The organism is Leisingera sp. ANG1 (assembly GCF_000203975.2).
Taxonomy (GTDB): Bacteria; Pseudomonadota; Alphaproteobacteria; order Rhodobacterales; family Rhodobacteraceae; genus Leisingera.
This window is the reverse complement of the sequence record NZ_AFCF02000007.1, coordinates 43,785-63,498: the sequence shown is the minus strand read 5'-3', so window position 1 is coordinate 63,498 and position 19,714 is coordinate 43,785. Positions and strand designations below refer to the sequence as shown.

The window sequence follows — 19,714 nt, the reverse complement described above, 5'->3', positions numbered from 1 at the left end:
CTGACGCAGTGATGAATGCCGGCCGCGTGGCCTTTCAGGCCGACGGCAGCACCGGTGCCCGCAAGGGGGTGCAGGTGAACCGCTTGGACGGGGGGCTGATCAAGGGCGGCAAGCCGCTGAGCTTCACCTTCGATGGCAAGCGTTTCAAGGGATTTGAGGGCGACACATTGGCCTCGGCCCTCTTGGCGAATGGCGTGCGGCTGATGGGCCGGTCGTTCAAATACCACCGTCCGCGGGGCGTGCTGACCTCCGGCTCCGAAGAGCCGAACGCGCTTGTCGAGCTGCGCAGCGGCGGGCGGCAGGAGCCGAACACCCGCGCCACCGTGGCGGAGCTGTATGACGGGCTGGAAGCGAACTCGCAGAACCGCTGGCCGTCGCTGCAGCATGACTTCATGGCGATCAATGACCGGTTCTCGAATTTCCTGACCGCGGGTTTCTACTACAAGACGTTCATGTGGCCTGCAGCGTTCTGGGAAAAACTGTACGAGCCGATCATCCGCAAGGCGGCGGGTCTGGGCAGTATCAGCTTTGAGGCCGATCCGGATGCTTATGACAAGGGTTTCCTGCATTGCGACCTCTTGGTGATCGGGGCCGGCCCCGCCGGCCTGATGGCGGCGTTGACCGCGGGCCGGGCGGGCGCGCAGGTGATTATTGCCGACGAGGACTTTCTGCTAGGCGGGCGTCTGAATGCGGAAACCTTCGGTGTTGGCGACCTGACCGGTGCTGCCTGGGTCGAGCAGGCGCAGGCGGAGCTGGCGGCTATGCCGAACGTGCGGGTGATGCCGCGCACCACCATTATCGGCGCCTTTGATCACGGTATCTATGGCGCGGTGGAGCGGACTGCCGACCACGTGCTGGCGCCGGAGGCGGGCAAACCGCGGCAGATCCTGTGGCGGATCTACTCCAAGCGGGCGATGCTGGCGGCGGGCGCCACTGAACGCCCCATTGCGTTTGAGAACAACGACCGTCCCGGCGTGATGCTGGCCGGTGCCGTGCGCGCCTATGCCAACCGCTGGGCGGTGACGCCGGACCAAACCGTTGCGGTTTTCACCAACAACGACGACGGCCACCGCACTGCCGCCGACCTGATCGCCAAGGGCGTCAAGGTGACCGCGGTGATCGACACCCGCGCCGATGCGCCCGCGGTCGAGGGGGCTGAGCTTTTTGCCGGTGCGCAGGTGATCGACACCAAGGGCCGGCTGGGCCTGGAATCCGTCCGCCTTCGTCTGGCTAGCGGTATCACCCGCGACGTGCCTTGCGGCGCGCTGGCGGTCTCCGGCGGCTGGAACCCGAACGTGCATCTGACCTGCCACCAACGCGGCCGCCCGGCCTGGCGCGAGGATATTGCGGCCTTTGTGCCGGCAGGCGAGCTGCCGCAGAACATGGTCGTCGCCGGTGCCGCCAATGGCGATTTCTCCACCGCCGCCGCGCTGCGCGCCGGTGCCGAGGGCGCCGTGGCCGCGCTGTCGAAGCTGGGTATTGAGGCCAAAGTGGGTGAGCTGCCTGAGGCCGAGGATGCGCCTGTCAACGTGACCCCCTTCTGGTACGTGAAGGAAGGCAAGGGCCGCGCCTGGCTGGACCAGCAGAACGACGTCACTGTCAAGGACGTGAAACTGGCGCATCAGGAGAACTTCCGCTCTGTCGAGCATCTGAAGCGCTACACCACCCTTGGCATGGCGACCGATCAGGGCAAGACCTCCAACATGGGCGGCCTGGCGATCATGGCTGAGCTGGCGGGCAAGCAGATCCCCGAGGTCGGCACCACCATGTTCCGCCCGCCGTATACGCCGGTCTCCTTTGGTGTGATGGCAGGCCGGTCCGTCGGTGAGGAATTCCGCCCGACCCGCAAGACCCCCAGTCACAAATGGGCCGAGGAGCAGGGTGCGGTGTTTGTCGAGGTCGGCCAGTGGCTGCGCGCGCAGTGGTTCCCCAAGGCGGGCGAAACCCATTGGCGCCAGTCGGTGGACCGCGAGGTGCTGCAGACCCGCAATTCGGTCGGCATCTGCGACGTGACTACGCTGGGCAAGATCGATGTGCAGGGCAAGGATGCTGCCGAGTTCCTGAACAAGATGTATGCCAATGCCTTTGCCAAACTGCCGGTGGGCAAGGTCCGCTATGGGCTGATGCTGCGCGAGGACGGCATTGCCTATGACGACGGCACCGCGGCGCGGTTTGCCGAGGATCATTTCGTGGTGACCACCACCACCGCCAACGCAGTTCTGGTCTACCGCAACATGGAATTTGCGCGCCAGTGCCTGTTCCCTGACATGGATGTGCAGCTGATCTCGACAACCGAGGCCTGGGCGCAGTTCGCGGTGGCGGGTCCGAATGCCCGCAAGCTGCTGCAAAAAGTCGTGGACCCCGAGTTCGATATCTCGAACGAGGCGTTCCCCTTCATGGCCTGCGGGGAAGTGACCGTGGCGGGCGGCTGCCGGGCGCGGCTTTTCCGGATCTCCTTCTCGGGCGAGCTGGCCTATGAGATCGCGGTACCGACCCGCTATGGCGATGCGATGATCCGCAAGCTGATGGAAGCAGGCGAAGAGTTCGGCGCTGTGCCTTACGGCACCGAGGCGCTGGGCGTCATGCGGATCGAGAAGGGCCATGCCGCCGGCAATGAGCTGAACGGCACCACCTCGGCGCTGAACCTCGGCATGGGCAAGATGGTCAGCAAGAAGAAGGACTGCATCGGCAATACCCTGAGCGAACGCGAGGGGATGAACCAGGAGGATGCGCTGAAGCTGGTTGGTTTCAAGCCGGTGAATGCCGCCGATCCGGTGCAGGCCGGGGCGCATCTGATGAATGCCGATGGCGAGGTCAGCGCGGCCACCGATCAGGGCTATATCACCTCGGCGGCCTATTCGCCGGTGCTGGGCTGTTCGATCGGGATCGGTTTCCTGAAGCGCGGCGACAGCCGCAAAGGCGAGGTGATCCGAGCGGTCAACCCGCTGGAGGGCAAGGAAATCCAGGTCGAAGTTGTCAGCGCGCATTTTGTGGATCCGGAAGGGGAGCGTCTCCGTGGGTAAGTTTGATAATCATGGGCTCAAAGCCATCTCTCCGCTGGGCGGGTATGAGCCGCGGGTGGATGTCTTCACGGGTCTCCAGATCCGGGAAGTCACTGACCGGGCGCTGGCCTCCTTGGCGGCGCGTCAAGGCAGCGAAAATGCGGTGAAATCTGCGGCCGCGTCTTATCTGGGCGGTGCCCTTCCTGAACCTGCCGGCTGGGGTGAGCACGGTGTGTTTTCTGCCTGGTGGATGGGGCCGGACCTGTGGATGATCTCTGCTCCGCATGACAGCCATGAGCTGATGGCGGCGGATCTGAAGCAGGCCGTGGGAGAGGCGGGCTCTGTGGTGGAGCAAACCGACGGCTGGTGCCGCTTCGACATGGAGGGCCCGCGCTGCTTTGACGTGCTGGAACGGCTGTGCAACGCCAATGTCCGTGCGGGCAAGGCGGGCGACGCCACCCGCACCTCGATGGAGCATCTGGGTGTGTTCCTGCTGTGCCAAGCGCCGGGGCAGGTTTATTCGATCATCGGCCCGCGGTCCTCGGCAGCATCGCTGCATCATGCGCTGGTGGCGGCTGCGAAGTCTGTGATCTGAGGCGCTGCACGCAAGCGGCTTGCAAAAACGGCTCTGGGGTGCCCCCCCCCGGAGCCGGACTTGTTTGGAGCCTCACTGCATCTGTTTCAGGAAATTGGCAAAGATGATGCGGGAGCAGGTCCTGAACTCGTCCATGCAGGCATCGCTTTCGGCCTGAAAGGCGCCCAGGCCATCCGCGCCCAGAGTTTCCAACAGCGCCGCATGATAGGCGGGGATCGCGGCCCAGTTGGCAACGGTGTCTTTCTCAGCTTCAACATGGAACTGCATGGACCAGGCATTGGTACCAACGCGCATCGCCTCAATCGGGCAATTGGCTGAGCTAGCTAGAATCTCTGCCCCTTCAGGGGCTTGCGCCACCTGGACGCCGTGCCATTGCAGGACACTCATTTGCGCAGGCAGCCCTGAAAACAGGGCATCGTTTTGCGCGGCTTCCGTCAGGGATACCCGGCGGATGCCAACCTCGGCCGGGCGTTGCGGGCCGCAGGTTCCGTTCAGGGCGTCGGCCAGCAGCTGGTGGCCCAGGCACAGGCCCAGATAGGGTTTACCGATATGTTTGATCCATTGCCGGATGGCCCGCTTTTCGGCGATAAGCCAAGGGTGTTCTGCAACATCCCAGACGTCCATGGGACCGCCCATGACCCAGAGCGCATCAAAGGGCTCCATCTCCGGGATCGAATCGCCCTGATCGAGTTCGGCAACGTGCCAGTCAATGTCATGCGTGCGCATCAGTTCCCGGAAAGCGCCTGGATGTTCACAGTCCAGGTGTTGGAAAACGAGTATGCGCATGGCGTCTCCGGTCAGGCTGAGGGGATGGGCCGGTTGTCCTGGACCCTGAACAGGTTCACCTTGCGGCGTTCCTCCTGTGGGGTGACGCCGAAGCTTTCGCGGTAGTGCTGCGACAGGGTGGAGGAGGTGGCATAGCCCACCGCATTGGCGATCGAGGTGATCGAGTCGCGGGAATACATCACCAGCTGCCGTGCCGCGTTCATCCGCAGGGTGCGGTAATAGATGGCCGGGCTCTGGCCGGTGGCGGCCTTGAAGCTGCGCTCCAGCTGGCGCGGCGAAACGCCGATTTCGCTGGCGGCATCACGGATTGAGACCGGGTGCTCCAGATTGTCGGCAAACAGCTCAACCGCCTTGGCAACCGGCGGCGGCAGGCTGTCGGCGGTGCTGTCGGTCTTGAAGGCGGGGATTTTCTGACGCACGCCTTCGGCGCGGACCATCGGGTGCTGGAACCAGCAGGCGACCTCTGTCATCACGGCGTCGCCCATGGCGCGCTCGATCAGTTTCAGCGACAGGTCGAACATCGCCGCGGCGCCGCTGGCAGTGAAGCGGCGGCGGTCCAGCACGATCACGTCGTCGACGGTGGCAAGGGACGGGAACTCGGCTGTGAAGGCTGCCTTATAGCACCAGTGGACCGAGCAGCTGTGGCCGTCGAGCAGGCCGGAGCGGGCCAGCGGAAACACCCCGCCGGAGACCGCGCCCATGGTGGTGCCGTGCCGGGCCAGGTGGCGCAGCTTGCCGTTGGAGGCCTTGGGGTCCTCAAATTTGCCTTGCGGGCTGGACAAGAGGAACAGGGTGTCGACGCCGTCGGCCTCATCCAGGGCGCAGTCGGGCTGGAAGGCCACATTGGCGGAGGCGTTCACGCTGCTGCCGGTTTCGGACACCAGTTTCCATCGGAAGGTTTCAGAGCCGGCAATTTCATTTGCCGCGCGCAGGGGTTCGATGGCCGAGGTCAGGCAGGCCATTGGAAAGCCGGGAAAAATCAGAAAGCCGAGTGTCATGGTGTTATCGCGCTGCATGAGGTGAATAATAGCTTGCGAAGAGAGATTCGCACAGCGGCGAAGGGATGCCTGCGCCGTACAGGAAGGGGAAAACGGCGCAGGCGTATCTGCCGGGGACGAGTCCCTAGTTCTGCAGATATGCTTCCAGCGAGTCGTCCAGGGCGTCCTTCCACGGGGTGTGGTGCACGGGTGCCATGGTGCCGGTGATCACTGATTTGTAGGAGTTGTTGCGGAAGGCCATGATGTCCTGGGCCTTGTGGCCTTTCCACTCATAGAAGGCCTGGCAGGCGCCCGCCACGTCGAAGGTCGGGTAGTCGGTCTCCTCGATCAGTTCCAGCACGTAGTCGCCCTGGTACTTGATCGCGTATTTGACGTCGTCTGAGGCTTCCTCGCGCTCTTCGCGCTCCTTGACGTCGGCCAGAAGGGTTTCCTTGTCCGCCGGAATCTGGATCTTGCCCATGATCGCGTCGCGGACCCACCAGGCCTGGGCGTCGAACATGTTGAAGGTGAACCACTGATCCTGCATGCCCAGATAGAACATCTTGGGGTTATGGGCAAAGACCACGCCTTTGTAGAGGTCGGCGGTGGCCAGGCGATTGGCGGTTTTCAGGCGCAGGTCGTCCGGCAGGAAGTTGAAGAAGTGCTTGTAGCCGGTGCAGAGGATGATCGCATCGACTTCCTTCTGGGTGCCGTCAACGAAGGTGGCAGTGTTGCCGGACACCGATTCCAGCGCCGGAACCTCGTCCCAGTTGTCCGGCCATTTGAAGCCCATCGGTGCTGAGCGGTAGGAGGTGGTGATCGACTTGGCGCCGTATTTCCAGCACTGGGAGCCGATGTCTTCGGCAGAATAGGAAGAGCCCAAAAGCAGGATGTCCTTGCCTGCAAATTCGCGGGCATCACGGAAGTCGTGGGCGTGCAGGACGCGGCCGTTGAAGGTGTCGAAACCAGGGTAGAACGGCACATTCGGGGTTGAGAAGTGGCCCGAGGCGCAGATCACGTGATCGAAGTCTTCCTTGTAGGTGCTGTCCTTGGCGTGGTCATGCACGGTGACGGTGAAATTGCCCTTGTCCTCGTTGTATTCGACCCAGCGGATCGGGGAGTTGAAGCGGATCCACTTGCGCACATCCGCCTTTTTCACCCGGCCTTCGATGTAGTCGAACAGCACGGCGCGCGGCGGGTAGGAGGCGATCTGTTTGCCGAAATGCTCTTCGAATGAATAGTCGGCAAACTCCAGGCCTTCCTTGGGCCCGTTGGACCACAGGTAGCGGTACATAGAGCAGTGCACCGGCTCGCCGTTTTCGTCCAGGCCGGTACGCCAAGTGTAGTTCCACAGGCCGCCCCAGTCGTCCTGCTTTTCAAAACAGACGATTTCCGGGATCTCCTCGCCCTTGTTGGCCGCGGACTGGAAGGCGCGCAGCTGGGCCAGGCCTGAAGGGCCGGCGCCGATGATGGCAATACGTTTCTTGGTCATCTGGTTCTCCCGTTGGTTCGGACCAATATCTTAATTTGGCTCATTTGGTCTGGTCCAATTAGGTCCAAACTTGCACCAATAAGTCAACATTTTTTCACATGCGGAATGTTTTTGGGGGCAATTGGACTGGAAACGCGTTGTTTTCTTGGTAGGATTTCAAATATGAAGACGACCAGTTTTGTGCACCAGTTGACCGCCCGCGCGGCGTTGCCGCGGCTGTCCGTGGGGATGGCAGAATCAGTGAATATCGGGTTCCTTGGCCCGCTTTCGGGTCCTGTGGAGAGCTGGGGGCTGCCCGGATTGAACGGCTGCCGGATCTGGGAGGACGGGCTGAACAAGGCCGGCGGGGTGCTGATCGGCGGCCGCCGCTATCCGATCCGGATCCACTCATACGATTGCGGCTACGACCCTGAACGCGCGCTGGAAGGTGCGGTTGAACTGGTTCAGCAGCACAACGTGAAGCTGATGCTGATGCTGGGCGGTGATACCTTCGCGCCGGTGCGCGACTTCCTGATGCGCAACAAGGTGCTGACGTCCACGCTGCTGCCCAGCGACCTGTCGCCGGACACGCCCTATTTGATTGCGCCAAGCGAGGCGCACCCGATTCAGAATGTGACCGGGGTGTCCTGGCTGGCGGAAAACCGGCCGGAGCTGAAAACGGTGGCCCTGTGCAGCCAGTTCGATCTTCTGGGGCTGCCTTCGCAAGCTGTATACCGGGCGGCGTTCAAGGCGGCGGACAAGGAGATCCTGCACGAGGTGCAGTATGATGCCGGTTCCAGTGATCCGGCGCCGGTGGTGGATCCGATGCTGGAAAGCGGCGCCGATATCCTGTGCTGGTGCTCGTCTTATGCGCCGATGGTGCACGCAATGACCGAATATGCCCATTCCAAAGGCTTCAAAGGGCAGATCATCAGTTGCACCATGGACGGTTATGACCGGCTGGTGGAGCGGACCTCGCCGGACTTCATGGAGGGGGTGGTGTTCCAGTTTCCGGATTTTGATGATCCGATGCTTCGGGAAAAGGCGTTTTTCTTCAACCGGCCGCATGTGTTCTATGAGGAGTACAACCGGCGTTTCCCGGGCAGCTGGTCTGCGGTGAGCTGGGAATATGTGGCGATCCTGGATATCTGGCACAGCGCGGTGGAGAAGGCGGGATCGGTCGCGCCGCCCTCGGTGCTGGCAGCAATGAAACAGCTGGGCCATGTCACCCACGCCTTTGGCCACGCGGAATGGTGGGGTGAAGAAATATTCGGTATTTCCAATGCCTTGGTGGGCGATTGGCCGGTGGTGACGATCCAGGACGGCAAGGCGCGGATTGCGGATTTCAAGTCGATCCCCGCCTGGCTGGCGCAGCATTCAGGTCTGCTGAAATCAGAGATGGAAGCGCTGGGGCAGCTATGGCACCAGCGGCTGGAAAGCGATGCGCCGGGCAGCGAGGTCAGCTCGCGTGCGGTGGAGGGCTGAGCGGGATCAGACCTCCTGCAGCAGCAGCTTCTGCTCGTCGATAAGGTGCAGCTTGATGAATTCCACCGCCGATTCCACATCGCGCGAGGCGATGGCGTTGAACAGCGTGTTGTAGCGCTTTTGGTAGTCCTGAATCCGCTGCGGCGTCAGGTGGCGGCGGCGCAGCGCAGTGCGGTAGGACAGGCGGCAGGCCTCGATCGTCAGCTCGTAGCAGGAGTGCAGCAGCGGGTTGCCGGTGCCCTCGGCGATTTTGCGGTAGAGATCCTCCTCCGCATCGATGAATTCACCTGGGTCAGTGCGCACGGCTTCGACACGGGACAGGATCTGATCCAGCTCCTCGATCTGGCGCGGGGTCATGTTGATCACTGCCAGCCGCACCAGTTCCGGCTCCAGAATGCCGCGCACCACAAGATGGTCGAGCGGTGAAACCTCGTTGGCCAGCGAGCTATAGGAGGTGGCTTCCGGCTTGGGGTCGGAGCGGTATTTCACAAAGCTGCCGGAGCCGGCCCGGCGGTGGATCACGTTCTGGGTGGCCAGAACATCCAGCGCCTCCCGCACGGTGTTGCGGGCGACGCCCAGTTCGGACGCCAGTGTGCGTTCCGAGGGCAGCCGGGTGTCCACCGGGTAGGTGCCGGATTTGATCCGGGCAAACAGCGTGTCGATCACCACCTGCACCGTGGCGCCGACGGAATGGGTGGTCAGAATTTGCGAAGTGGTTTCTTCCGCTGAGCTCATGGTCTGTCTTTTCCGGGCCGTGTGAGCGGGAAACCCTGCTCCTGAGTGCTGTGCGCTCGCTGCTTATGCCAGTGTGGGTGGCGGTGTTGCAGGTGTTTTCACAGCGGTGATTGGGTCTCAGATTAGCGGTTCCGCTGCTAGTCAGCAAGGACAGCTCTGCGAATTGGTTCTGTGTTGTGGTGTTTTCACAGGTTTAGACGGACGGCGCTATCTCTCTGTTTTTCTGCCATTTTTAGGTCGCAGAGCGAAGTCACTGTCTGGAGGGCCGCAAAATTGGTGCCTTTTTGGTCTGGAGGCCGCAAGCGCGAACCGGGCCTGTCTTCTGGCGGCGGTGGCCCTGTGTCCCTGCCGGCCTGATTTTCAGGTCACGCCGGATGCCGCCCTTCGGTAGGCGGGCGCAGCGCCGCGGCAACAAATTTCTTTCCTGTGGCGGTAAGGGGTTGGGAAAAATGAGTAATGGCAGTAAAATAATTTTCGCAGCATTCCTTGCGTTTGGGAAAGTTTTTACATATCGGCTGCTGCGCGCTTGTCAGAGGCCATCCATAAGGAAGATAACACAGTGGCTAAACTCAAAGATGATAGTGACGCAGTGGCAAATAACCTTTCCCAAGACCCGCACCGGGTCCGTGATGGTGCAGAAAAAGTTCTGGAAGTGGCGATTGGCCGCGAGGTGCGGTCGTTCCGGCGGCAGCAAGGGATCACAGTGGCGGATCTGGCCAATCTGACCGGGCTGTCAATCGGGATGCTGTCGAAGATCGAGAACGGCAACACCTCGCCGTCGCTTACCACTTTGCAGCTTCTGGCCAATGCGCTAAGCGTGCCGATCACGTCGTTTTTCCGGCGGTTTGAGGAAAGCCGCGAGGCGGTGCACACCAAGTCCGGTGAAGGCGCGGAGACCGAGCGCGCGGGCACACGGGCCGGGCATCAGTACCAGCTGCTGGGGCATCTGGGTGCCAATGCATCCGGTGTGATGGTGGAGCCTTACATGATCACTCTGACCGAGGAGTCGGATGTGTTCCCGACCTTCCAGCACGACGGGGTGGAGATGCTCTATATGCTGGAAGGCGAGGTCGACTACCGCCATGGCGACAAGGTGTTCCCGCTGAAGCCGGGCGACACGCTGTTCTTTGATGCGGATGCGCCGCACGGGCCGGAGCAGTTGGTCAAGCTGCCGGCCCGTTACCTGTCGATCATTTCCTACCCGCAATCGAGCTGACGCGCGGCGGCGGGGGTCTCCCGCCGGTTCCGCGGCATCAGAAGATGCCCCTGTACCGTTGGGCATGGCGCCGCGCGATGCGTGGCGCGGTTGCGTTCTGCTGCTGCCTTGCCGGTTGCCGCCCGCAGCGCGCAAGGCGCGCTGCCCGGCCCAACGCCGCGCGGGCGGCAGGCGGAGCCTGCGGCCTGATGCGGGGGCGGGAGAGCTTCGCGCCCGTCTGCACGTAAAAAGAAACTGCCGGAGCCAGAGGCAGCGGCAGTCAGTGAAGCGGGCCTAAGTGACAGGGGTAGGGACGGCCCGCAAGTCCGCTCGGGATCAGTCGTCGTCGGGCCAGATGCCGTCCGAGGTTGGGGTGCCGTCATCAAACTGCGAGAGCCATTCCACCATCAGCGGGCGGTTGTCGATGAAGCCCTTGTAGGTTGCCAGCTCCTCCGGCAGGTCGCGGATCACCCGGTGCAGGCGGCGCGCCCATTTCGGCACTGTTACCAGATCATTGAAGCTGATCAGGTAACAGCGGATCGGGAACACCAGCGCGTTGGAGCGCGGCAGGCGGAAGAAGGTCTGCAGCTCGACCCGCAGGTGCTGTTTCTCGCCGATGTTCTCCATCGTCAGCCCCTGCTTCATCACGCCCCATTTGTGGTAGTTCTCGGGGCTGGTGTCGAGCAACGGGTTGACGGTCATGGTCCAGTTCAGGCGGCGGGCGGGCTGGCCCTGCTGGATGTTCAGCAGGAACTTCAGCGCCCGCACGAAGATGCCCATCTCATGCGCCTTCGGCACCGGCGCGTGCCATTCAAAGAAGTTCATGCCGATATCGAAATCCAGCGACCAGTCGGCCTGGGTGGTGACCATGCCGGCATCCATCCACAGGTTGTCGTCGCGCTGGTCGAGCACCGCAAAGTCGCCCTGGGTCTGGCGGGTGATGTATTCCATCGGCCCGTAGGGCAGGGTGCTTTCATCGAGGAAGGTGAAGGTGTCGTCGATGCCCAGCGGCTTGTTCACCCAGCGCCAGCGGTTGCCGTCCTTGTGCAGTTCGAACAGGTCCGGATATTCAGCCGCCTTGGCCTCCATAATCAGTTCGACCAAGTCCCAGCCCGCGAGGGTCATATGCGGCAGCGACTGGCAGCGCAGCGGGTCGTTTGCCAGAACCCGGGCGCGGTCCTTCATTTCCGAGACATAGTGCTCGTCCACGTCGAAGGTGCGTTCGAACACCGAGCCGGGCCGGTAGGATTTATGCGGCTCCATGTTCACCGAATACATGTAGCTGTCTTCGTGGAACGGGAAGGGGAACCGTTTGATTGCCCAGTCCGAGTTCTTGAAGGTGAAATCGCCGTAGAAGGTTTCGTCGTTGAATTGAATGGTCATCTTTCTCTTCCTCAGCGGTCCAGAACCAGTGTCTTGCCTTCAAAGCGCGACACGCAGGGCATGATGTGCTTGCCGCCGGCCTTTTGCTCGTCGGTCAGCCAGTGGTCGTAGTGCAGGAACTTGCCGTCATAGCCGATGACATTGGTCTCGCACTGGCCGCAGGCGCCGCCGCGGCAGAGGTAGGGGGCGTCGATGCCCGCCGCTTCCAATGCTTCCAGCAGCGATTGATGCTCGCCGACCTGAACGATCTTGTTGGAGACCGCGCATTTGACCTCGAAGGGCTTGCCTGAGGCAGGCGCCAGGAATTCCTCGGAATGCACGGCCTCGCGCGGCCAGCCCATGTCCTCGGCGGTGGAGTGCACCCAATTGATCATGCCCTTGGGGCCGCAGACATAGACGTGCGTGCCCAAGGGCTGGTTGGCGAGCAGGGTCTTGAGGTCGATCGCCTCTTTCTGGTCGTCGTGGTAGATGTGCACCTTGCCTGGGTAGCGCTCCGACAGCTCCTTGGCGTAGGTGCCGAGCGAGGCGGTGCGGACCGAGTAATGCAGTTCGAAGTTGCCGCCCATCATCGACAGCTGGTGCATCTGGGCCATGAAAGGGGTGATGCCGATGCCGCCGGCCAGCATCAGGTGCTTTTTGGCGCGCAAATCCAGCGAGAACAGGTTCACCGGGTTGGAGATCACCATCTCCAAACCCTCTTTCACCTTGCTGTGCATAAATTTTGAGCCGCCGCGGCCCTGATCGTCGCGCCGCACCGAGATGGTGTAGGCGCCGCGGTCGGCCGGGTTGGACATCAGCGAATAGGCGTTCAGGCGGGTGATATCGCCGTCCTGCATCTCGACCACGGTATGCGCGCCGCCCGAGAAGGTGGGCAGGTCGCCGCCGCCGGTGCGGACGAATTTGAAACGGGTGACCAGGTCGTTGATCGGTTTGACCTCGGCCACGGTGACATTCAGTTTTGCGGTGCCAGCACTCATTTGAACAGCTCCACTTTCTCGGGGATGTTGCCCGGATCCTCGGCATCCACCCGCACACCCTGAAAGGCGGCGAGGCGGCGCGAATAGTGATCGCGCACGAACAGGCTGAGGCCGCAGTGACTGCATTCGAACGGGTCGGTGGTGACGTCCTCGGTGATGCCCTTGCAGTGCACGCATTGCATGCGCCGCGCGGTGGAGCCGCGGTGTTCAGTCTGGATGGCGGTGTGCGGAATGCCAGCGGCTGTGGCCTCGGCCATGGCCTGGCCCATCAGGCTTTCGGTGCCTGAGAGGTAGACCTGCGTGCCCATGTGGCAGTCCTGCAAGGCGCGGCGGATGCGGCTCTGTGCGGCTTCGTAAGACGGGCCTGCGTAATATTTGCCGGCCCCCAGTGCCTCCAGCTGGCTGCTGTATTTGGTGCCGGTCTTCTTGGGGATGTAGATGATATGGGCCTTGGCCCAGAAGTCCGCGTCTGCGGAATTGGCCAGATCCAGGATCGCCTCGGCGCCTTCGGCGTCGGCGATCATCAGGTGGCCGCTGCCGGAGCGGGCCTCAAGCTCGCCGTAAACCGGGCGGCTGGTGATGGAAGGGGGGAATTCGGTCTTAGACATGTGGGTCGCTTTTCCTGCAGTCCGGGTGAACGAAAGCGGGCGCCCCCGAACGGGGACGCCCGGGATCCGGATCAGCCCTTTGCGGTGCGGATCGATTTGTCCTTGTCGTAGAAGGGCATCTCTTCGGCGGTGGCGGCAATCTCTGTGCCGTCGCCGTTGCGGACAGTCAGCTTGGTGCCCGGCTTGGCGCAGGCGACCGGCATCCGGGCGATGCCCACGTTGTGGTTGTTCACCTCGGAGTACATGCCGTAGGTGACCACGCCGACCTTCTCGCCGTTCTGCAAGAGATCCGCGCCTTCGTCCGCGGGGGTCTTGCCCTCCAGCATGACGCCATAGATCTTGAAGCGTTCCTTGCCTTCGGCGGCATAATGGTTCTCGGCGCCGATGAAGCCGGTCTTGCCCGGGGAGACGGTAAACTCGAGGCCCAGTTCCCACAGCGTATCGCCGCAGGGCTCATCGTCGAACGGGTAGGTCTCGGAGTTGTCGCCCGGATAGAACAGAAGGTAGCTTTCGGTGCGCAGCAGGTCGAGGGTGGAGAATTGCACGGGAACGATGCCCATCCCCTTGCCCTTGTCCAGGATGCTGTCCCAGAGATGCACCGCGTCCTTGGCCTGGCAGAAGATTTCATAACCGCGCTCGCCGGTGTAGCCGGTACGCGAGATCATCACCGGGCAGCCGAACAGCTTGGTCTGGATGATGCCGAAATAGGCCAGATCGCGGATGCCGGGCACATATTCGGCTAGGAAGTCCACGGCGACGGGGCCTTGCAGCGACATGTCGTGCAGGTTGTCGTCGAACACAACCGAGCAATTCTTGCCGGCGGCAACGCTGCTGAGCTGTTCCATTCCGGTGCCGGTGCCGTGGACCACCATCCAGCTGTTCACTGACAGGCGGTAGATGATGCAGTCATCCACGAACTTGCCCTGTTCATTCAGGATCGAGGCATAAGTAGAGCGGCCCGGCATGATCTTTTCGACGTTGCGGGTGGTGACCCGGTCGATGACCTGGGCGGCGTGCTCGCCCACGACGTGGACTTTCTTGAGGCCGGACACGTCCATGAGGCCCGCCTTGGTGCGGACCGCCTCATAGTCGGCCTTGGCGCGTTCAGGTGTCTGGTCATAGAACCAGGCGGTTCCCATGCCGTTCCAATCTTCCAGCTCGCCGCCGATTTCCTTGTGGCGCTGCGCCAGTGCTGAAGTCCGCCAGATGATGGCCATTGTTTGCGTCTCCCTATTGGTGCGGACCAAAACTCTTGATTTGGTTCCTTTGGTCCGGTCCAGTTAGCCAAGGGAGGAGGGTTCATGTCAACGATTATTCCTATCAGGAAAAAGATTTCTCTTAAAAGGCGGTTTTTGAACGTGTTTGCGGCATGAATTGGCCTGAAGTGGTCATTTTGGTCTTCGGCTTGGGGTTGCGGCGGGCCTCTGGCAGCCCGCTGAGAGTGAGAATCGCTGTGCGGCTGCGCCGGAGATTCGCGTGATTCCGTCGCAAATTGGCGATGTTCCCTTGGATTGGATGGCCCTTCCTTCCGTGGTCTCCTGCCTGAAACTGTTGCGCCGCGGCAGATGTTTAGCCCTTGAAAGTCCAAGGCTTAGGGGTCGCATCGGGAGTGGTAAGTGCCGTTTCTGGGTTGTGATTATTTCCCCAAAGGTAACAATTTTTCACATGATTATTGACAGTCCGCCCTTCTGGGACACAGTATTTAGGAAAATAATTTTCCCAAGAGGCAAAAATGTCCGGGATACTGCCAACAGGAGGGCAAAACATTGGATGGAAATCTGAACGCGTTAACGACGGTGTTCACCGAGTTCTATTACTGGGTGACCGTTGTCTTCATGTTCCTCATTCACGTGGGGTTCTGCATGTATGAGGTCGGCGCCAGCCGTCACCGCAACCACATGCATACACTGATGAAGAACATCATGATCATTCCGCTGGTCACGGTGACCTTCTTTTTCTTCGGCTGGTGGATCTACTGGTCCTTCCCGAACTTCCCGTTCTTCGGCGGGCTGAATCATGATGCGGGGGCTGCGAACCTGCCGTGGTCGGAAAACATGGGCACCAACCTGTCGGACCGGATCACCGGTGTGTTCTGGGCAGCGTTCCTGCTGTTCTCCTGGACCGCGGCCTCGATCGTGTCCGGTGCGGTCATTGAGCGGATCCGCTCTTCCGCTCTGTGGGTGCATGCCGTCATGATCGGTTCGGTGTTCTGGATCATCGACGCGGCCTGGGGCTGGCACGCCGAGGGCTGGATGGTGAAGTACCTGGGCTACCATGATGCCTATGCCTCCGGCGTGATCCACGCGATTGCCGGCGGTTATGCGCTGGGTGTCATTATGGTGCTTGGCCCGCGTCTGGGCAAGTTTGCCGCCGATGGCACTCCGCGGGACATCCCGCCGCATAACCCCTGGATGCTGACCATCGGGATCTTCCTGATCTATTCGGGTTTCTGGGGTTTTTACGCAGCCTGCAACATCCCGGCGATCTCGCCTGAGGGCATTGGCGGCCTGCTGACTGGCGAGACCTGGACAGCCACCAATATCTACCTGGCGCCGACCTCGCTGTCCGCAATCACCTTCAACTTCCTGATGTCGCTGTCCGGCGGCCTGATGGCAGCCTATGTGGTGTCCAAGGGCGATGCATTCTGGACCTTCTCTGGCGGTCTGGCGGGCATCATCACCGCCTCTGCGGGCAACGACCTGTACCACCCGATCCAGGCGATGCTGGTCGGCGCGGTTGGTGTCGTCATTGTTTACAAGCTGCACTACTGGGTCGAGCGTACTTTCAAAATCGACGATGCGGTCGGTGCGGTTGCGGTGCACGGTTATTCCGGCATCGTGGGCCTGATCATCGCAGGCTTCCTGCTGTGGGGCGCGCCGAGCTCGCCGTATGAAGGCTATGCCACCGTCAACCCGGTTGGTCAGACCATCGGCGCGGTGATCATGTTCTTCGTGCTCGGTTTCCTGCCTGCCTTTGTGATCTCCAAGATGCAGGCCGCGGCCGGCGTGCTGCGGATCCCGCTGGAGGTCGAACTGCAAGGTCTCGATTACGCTGAACACCATGCCTACGAAGATGCCAAAGCCGAAATCATCGCTGCTGACAAGGCTGCGCTGAATGGCGGCACTGTCCCAGCTGAATAAGGAGAACTGGAATGTCTACGATCGGTTATGACAGCTGGGCGGTGGACCTGGCAGAGGTTGGAGCGGTCTATCCGTTCCAGGGATCAGAAGGCCTGATGGTTGTTCTGGGGGTAATCTTCTGGATCGGCTGGCACAGGATCCAGTTTGTCCGCGAAGGCGCCCATCTCGATAAGGCTAAAGAGATGGGAGACAAGGAGAAAATAAGCGCTCTGCTCGAAAAATACTGATGTGGAGACCTGCAAAGGCGCGCCAGGACGGCGCGCTTTTCTTCCTTCTAAGGAAAATAAGTTTCATAAGAGTTGAATGAGTGAACGCAAACTGCTAGCGTTGATTCGAGATGAAAAGCAGGAGGCGCACCCATGTGCGGGATTGTCGGTCTTTTTCTGAAAGACAAATCACTAGAGCCAAAACTGGGCGATATGCTCACCGATATGCTCATCACCATGACGGACCGCGGTCCCGACAGTGCGGGCATTGCAATCTACGGATCCGAGGCGGGCGGGCGTACCAAGCTGACCGTTCAGTCGGACGCACCTGACGAGGCCTTTGACGGGCTGGACGGGGCGCTGGCCGAGGCGCTGAGCACCGATGTGTCGATCCGGGTCATCGATACCCACGCGGTGCTGGATGTGCCCGCGGGCAAGAGCGAGGAGGCCCGCGCTGCGCTGGCTGAGCTGCGCCCCGGCATGCGTGTCATGAGCGCGGGCGACACCATCGAGATCTACAAGGAAGTGGGTCTGCCCGAGAAGGTTGCCGAGCGTTTCAACGTGCGCGGCATGAGCGGTACCCACGGTATCGGCCACACTCGTATGGCCACCGAATCCGCCGTGACCACTGAGGGCGCACACCCGTTCTCCACCGGCTCGGACCAGTGCCTGGTGCACAACGGCTCACTGTCGAACCACAACTCCCTGCGCCGCAAGCTGCAGCGCGACGGTGTGCGGATCGAAAGCCAGAACGACACCGAAGTGGGTGCGGCTTACCTGACCTGGAAGATGCAGCACGGCGCCACCCTTGGCGAAGCGCTGGAGGGCACGCTGGAGGACCTGGACGGTTTCTTCAACTTTGTCGTCGGCACCAAGGACGGTTTTGGCGTGGTCCGCGACCCGATCGCCTGCAAGCCGGCCGTGATGGCAGAGACCGACCAGTATGTGGCCTTCGGTTCCGAATACCGCGCGCTGGTGAACCTGCCGGGCATCGAAGACGCCCGCGTCTGGGAGCCTGAACCCGCAACCGTTTACTTCTGGAACCACTAAGATGCAGACATATGATCTTGAAGCAAATGGCCTGCGCGGTCTGAACTCGGCCCTGCAGGAACTGAACGGCAGCTCCAACAAGACTGCCTGGGAAATCGTCAACCCCAAGGGCAGCCATGCGATTGCCGTTGGTCTGAACTCGCCTGTCGAGGTGACCGTCAAGGGCTCCACCGGGTACTACTGCGCCGGCATGAACCAGCAGGCGACGGTCCGGGTCGAGGGCTCGGTCGGGCCCGGTGTGGCGGAAAACATGATGTCCGGCACCGTGATCGTCGAGGGTGACGCCAGCCAGTATGCCGGGGCCACCGGCCACGGCGGCCTCCTGGTGATCAAGGGTAATGCCTCGTCACGCTGCGGTATCTCAATGAAGGGCATCGACATCGTTGTGCACGGCAACATCGGTCATATGTGCGCCTTCATGGGGCAGGCCGGCAACTTGGTGGTGCTGGGCGATGCCGGCGATGCGCTGGGCGACAGCTGCTACGAGGCGCGTTTCTTTGTGCGCGGCTCGGTCAAGAGCCTGGGTGCGGACTGCATCGAAAAGGAAATGCGCCCCGAGCACATCGAGATCCTGAAGGATCTGCTGGCCCGTGCAGGCGCCGACGCCAAGCCGGAAGAGTTCAAGCGCTACGGCTCCGCCCGCAAGCTCTACAACTTCGACGTCGACAACGCGCAAGCGTACTAAGGACAGGGATCAAAAGACATGGATAGCAATAACATCCCCCGTACGGTCCCGATCCAGTCGGCGACCTTCTCCAACCCCATCAACGCGGAAATACGCCGCGCCTCGGCCACCGGGATCTATGACATCCGCGGCGGCGGCGCCAAGCGGAAGGTGCCGCATTTCGACGACCTGCTGTTCCTTGGCGCCTCGATCTCGCGCTACCCGCTGGAGGGCTACCGCGAGAAATGCGAGACCAAGGTGACGCTGGGCACCCGCTTCGCCAAGAAGCCGATTGAGCTGGATATCCCGATCACCATCGCCGGCATGAGCTTTGGCGCGCTGTCGGGTCCGGCGAAGGAGGCCCTGGGCCGCGGAGCATCGGCTGCGGGCACCTCGACCACCACAGGCGACGGCGGCATGACCCCGGAAGAGCGCGGTCATTCGACCAAGCTGGTCTACCAGTATCTGCCGTCCCGCTACGGCATGAACCCGGACGACCTGCGCAAGGCCGACGCGATTGAAGTTGTGGTCGGCCAAGGCGCCAAGCCGGGCGGCGGCGGTATGCTGCTGGGGCAGAAGATCTCTGACCGGGTTGCGGAAATGCGCACTCTGCCGAAAGGCATCGACCAGCGTTCCGCCTGCCGCCACCCGGACTGGACCGGCCCGGACGATCTGGAGATCAAGATCCTGGAGCTGCGCGAGATCACCGACTGGCAGGTGCCGATCTACATCAAGGTCGGTGGCACACGCCCCTATTACGACACTGCGCTGGCGGTGAAGGCCGGTGCTGACGTTGTGGTGCTGGACGGCATGCAGGGCGGCACCGCTGCCACCCAGGACGTGTTCATCGAACATGTCGGCCTGCCGACGCTCGCCTGTATCCGCCCTGCCGTGCAGGCGCTGCAGGATCTGGGCGTGCACCGCGAGGTTCAGCTGGTGGTCTCCGGCGGCATTCGCACCGGCGCTGATGTGGCCAAGGCGATGGCGTTGGGCGCCGACGCGGTCGCCATCGGCACCGCCGCACTGATCGCGCTGGGTGACAACGATCCGAAATGGGAAAGCGAGTACCAGAAGCTGGGCACCACCACTGGCGCCTATGACGACTGGCACGAGGGCAAGGACCCGGCCGGCATCACCACCCAGGACGCGGAACTGATGAAGCGCCTGGACCCGGTTGATGCGGGCCGCCGCCTGCGCAACTACCTCAAGGTGATGACGCTGGAGGCCCAGACCATTGCCCGCGCCTGCGGCCACAACCACCTGCATAACCTCGAGCCCGAGGATCTGTGCGCCCTGACCATGGAGGCCGCCGCGATGGCGCGGGTTCCGCTGGCCGGCACCGACTGGTACCCGGGCAAAGCAGGGTTCTGACGATTGGCGGGGCGCGGCGGGCAACGGTTCGCGCCCCATTTCCGAAATACGTTCAACAGGGAAAGGAAG

General features: G+C 62.0%; 17 protein-coding genes. 9 read left to right on the top strand and 8 right to left on the bottom strand.

What is annotated here, in order from left to right; translation table 11 throughout:
- Window positions 1-11: 11 nt before the first annotated feature.
- Window positions 12-3,023 (top strand): sarcosine oxidase subunit alpha family protein, encoded by a 3,012-nt coding sequence (locus tag GC1_RS12075; RefSeq protein WP_052260516.1) that lies wholly within the window; start codon window positions 12-14, stop codon window positions 3,021-3,023.
- Window positions 3,016-3,597 carry a sarcosine oxidase subunit gamma gene (locus GC1_RS12070; protein WP_019294536.1) on the top strand — a complete coding sequence of 194 codons (582 nt, stop codon included), beginning with the start codon at window positions 3,016-3,018 and terminating at the stop codon, window positions 3,595-3,597. The genes GC1_RS12075 and GC1_RS12070 overlap by 8 nt, the downstream gene beginning before the upstream one ends.
- 72 nt (window positions 3,598-3,669) lie before the next feature.
- Here the strand turns inward: GC1_RS12070 and GC1_RS12065 are convergent, their stop codons facing one another.
- From GC1_RS12065 to GC1_RS12055, 3 genes are all read right to left on the bottom strand, one after another.
- Window positions 3,670-4,323 carry a type 1 glutamine amidotransferase gene (locus GC1_RS12065; RefSeq protein WP_199275851.1) on the bottom strand — a complete coding sequence of 218 codons (654 nt, stop codon included), beginning with the start codon at window positions 4,321-4,323 and terminating at the stop codon, window positions 3,670-3,672.
- Between the two features lie 71 nt (window positions 4,324-4,394).
- Complete coding sequence (locus GC1_RS12060) at window positions 4,395-5,399, bottom strand: GlxA family transcriptional regulator (RefSeq protein ID WP_019294534.1); 1,005 nt, start codon at window positions 5,397-5,399, stop codon at window positions 4,395-4,397.
- 106 nt (window positions 5,400-5,505) lie between these two features.
- A complete protein-coding gene (locus GC1_RS12055) occupies window positions 5,506-6,852 on the bottom strand; it encodes an NAD(P)-binding domain-containing protein (RefSeq protein WP_019294533.1) in 1,347 nt (448 codons plus the stop codon).
- Window positions 6,853-7,014: 162 nt separating this feature from the next.
- On the opposite strand from GC1_RS12055, the gene GC1_RS12050 reads away from it, so the two are divergent.
- Entirely contained in the window at window positions 7,015-8,316 is a 1,302-nt protein-coding gene (locus GC1_RS12050; protein ID WP_019294532.1) for an ABC transporter substrate-binding protein, read from the top strand.
- A 6-nt stretch (window positions 8,317-8,322) separates the two neighbouring features.
- Here the strand turns inward: GC1_RS12050 and GC1_RS12045 are convergent, their stop codons facing one another.
- Window positions 8,323-9,051 carry a FadR/GntR family transcriptional regulator gene (locus tag GC1_RS12045; RefSeq protein ID WP_019294531.1) on the bottom strand — a complete coding sequence of 243 codons (729 nt, stop codon included), beginning with the start codon at window positions 9,049-9,051 and terminating at the stop codon, window positions 8,323-8,325.
- Window positions 9,052-9,610: 559 nt separating this feature from the next.
- Between GC1_RS12045 and GC1_RS12040 the strand changes: the two genes are divergently transcribed.
- The gene (locus GC1_RS12040) at window positions 9,611-10,267 is read left to right on the top strand and encodes a helix-turn-helix domain-containing protein (protein ID WP_052254252.1); all 657 of its coding nucleotides are present in this window, start codon (window positions 9,611-9,613) and stop codon (window positions 10,265-10,267) included.
- A 315-nt stretch (window positions 10,268-10,582) separates the two neighbouring features.
- On the opposite strand, the gene GC1_RS12035 is transcribed toward GC1_RS12040, so the two are convergent.
- The 4 genes from GC1_RS12035 to GC1_RS12020 all read right to left on the bottom strand — a co-directional run bounded on the left by GC1_RS12035 (window position 10,583) and on the right by GC1_RS12020 (window position 14,431).
- The gene (locus GC1_RS12035) at window positions 10,583-11,629 is read right to left on the bottom strand and encodes a heme-dependent oxidative N-demethylase family protein (protein ID WP_019294529.1); all 1,047 of its coding nucleotides are present in this window, start codon (window positions 11,627-11,629) and stop codon (window positions 10,583-10,585) included.
- Between the two features lie 11 nt (window positions 11,630-11,640).
- On the bottom strand, window positions 11,641-12,606 hold the full coding sequence (locus GC1_RS12030; RefSeq protein WP_019294528.1) for a PDR/VanB family oxidoreductase: 966 nt from the start codon (window positions 12,604-12,606) through the stop codon (window positions 11,641-11,643).
- A complete protein-coding gene (locus GC1_RS12025; RefSeq protein WP_019294527.1) occupies window positions 12,603-13,214 on the bottom strand; it encodes a dimethylamine monooxygenase subunit DmmA family protein in 612 nt (203 codons plus the stop codon). Before GC1_RS12025 ends, GC1_RS12030 begins: the two co-directional genes overlap by 4 nt.
- Window positions 13,215-13,285: 71 nt before the next feature.
- Window positions 13,286-14,431, bottom strand: a complete 1,146-nt coding sequence (locus GC1_RS12020) for an aminomethyltransferase family protein (RefSeq protein WP_019294526.1) — start codon at window positions 14,429-14,431, stop codon at window positions 13,286-13,288.
- Between the two features lie 549 nt (window positions 14,432-14,980).
- Here GC1_RS12020 and GC1_RS12015 point away from each other — a divergent pair.
- The 5 genes from GC1_RS12015 (at window position 14,981) to GC1_RS11995 (ending at window position 19,645) form a co-directional block, all read left to right on the top strand.
- Window positions 14,981-16,354: an ammonium transporter gene (locus GC1_RS12015; RefSeq protein WP_029204636.1), complete on the top strand. Its 1,374-nt coding sequence runs from the start codon at window positions 14,981-14,983 to the stop codon at window positions 16,352-16,354.
- 11 nt (window positions 16,355-16,365) lie between these two features.
- Entirely contained in the window at window positions 16,366-16,581 is a 216-nt protein-coding gene (locus GC1_RS12010) for a hypothetical protein (RefSeq protein WP_019294524.1), read from the top strand.
- A 132-nt stretch (window positions 16,582-16,713) separates the two neighbouring features.
- Window positions 16,714-17,610 (top strand): class II glutamine amidotransferase, encoded by an 897-nt coding sequence (locus tag GC1_RS12005; RefSeq protein WP_019294523.1) that lies wholly within the window; start codon window positions 16,714-16,716, stop codon window positions 17,608-17,610.
- Window position 17,611: 1 nt separating this feature from the next.
- Window positions 17,612-18,295 carry a GXGXG domain-containing protein gene (locus tag GC1_RS12000; protein WP_019294522.1) on the top strand — a complete coding sequence of 228 codons (684 nt, stop codon included), beginning with the start codon at window positions 17,612-17,614 and terminating at the stop codon, window positions 18,293-18,295.
- A gap of 18 nt (window positions 18,296-18,313) precedes the next feature.
- The gene (locus tag GC1_RS11995) at window positions 18,314-19,645 is read left to right on the top strand and encodes an FMN-binding glutamate synthase family protein (protein ID WP_019294521.1); all 1,332 of its coding nucleotides are present in this window, start codon (window positions 18,314-18,316) and stop codon (window positions 19,643-19,645) included.
- Window positions 19,646-19,714 lie beyond the last annotated feature (69 nt).

What these genes read in the sequence shown, in the direction of transcription:
- GC1_RS12065 (WP_199275851.1), bottom strand. Translation starts at nt 4,323, where the DNA reads ATGCGCACGCATGACATTGACTGGCACGTTGCCGAACTCGATCAGGGC.
- GC1_RS12035 (WP_019294529.1), bottom strand. Translation starts at nt 11,629, where the DNA reads ATGACCATTCAATTCAACGACGAAACCTTCTACGGCGATTTCACCTTC.
- GC1_RS12010 (WP_019294524.1), top strand. Translation starts at nt 16,366, where the DNA reads ATGTCTACGATCGGTTATGACAGCTGGGCGGTGGACCTGGCAGAGGTT.
- GC1_RS12050 (WP_019294532.1), top strand. Translation starts at nt 7,015, where the DNA reads ATGAAGACGACCAGTTTTGTGCACCAGTTGACCGCCCGCGCGGCGTTG.
- GC1_RS12060 (WP_019294534.1), bottom strand. Translation starts at nt 5,399, where the DNA reads ATGCAGCGCGATAACACCATGACACTCGGCTTTCTGATTTTTCCCGGC.
- GC1_RS12005 (WP_019294523.1), top strand. Translation starts at nt 16,714, where the DNA reads ATGTGCGGGATTGTCGGTCTTTTTCTGAAAGACAAATCACTAGAGCCA.
- GC1_RS12045 (WP_019294531.1), bottom strand. Translation starts at nt 9,051, where the DNA reads ATGAGCTCAGCGGAAGAAACCACTTCGCAAATTCTGACCACCCATTCC.
- GC1_RS12030 (WP_019294528.1), bottom strand. Translation starts at nt 12,606, where the DNA reads ATGAGTGCTGGCACCGCAAAACTGAATGTCACCGTGGCCGAGGTCAAA.
- GC1_RS12055 (WP_019294533.1), bottom strand. Translation starts at nt 6,852, where the DNA reads ATGACCAAGAAACGTATTGCCATCATCGGCGCCGGCCCTTCAGGCCTG.
- GC1_RS12000 (WP_019294522.1), top strand. Translation starts at nt 17,612, where the DNA reads ATGCAGACATATGATCTTGAAGCAAATGGCCTGCGCGGTCTGAACTCG.
- GC1_RS12075 (WP_052260516.1), top strand. Translation starts at nt 12, where the DNA reads ATGAATGCCGGCCGCGTGGCCTTTCAGGCCGACGGCAGCACCGGTGCC.
- GC1_RS12025 (WP_019294527.1), bottom strand. Translation starts at nt 13,214, where the DNA reads ATGTCTAAGACCGAATTCCCCCCTTCCATCACCAGCCGCCCGGTTTAC.
- GC1_RS12020 (WP_019294526.1), bottom strand. Translation starts at nt 14,431, where the DNA reads ATGGCCATCATCTGGCGGACTTCAGCACTGGCGCAGCGCCACAAGGAA.
- GC1_RS11995 (WP_019294521.1), top strand. Translation starts at nt 18,314, where the DNA reads ATGGATAGCAATAACATCCCCCGTACGGTCCCGATCCAGTCGGCGACC.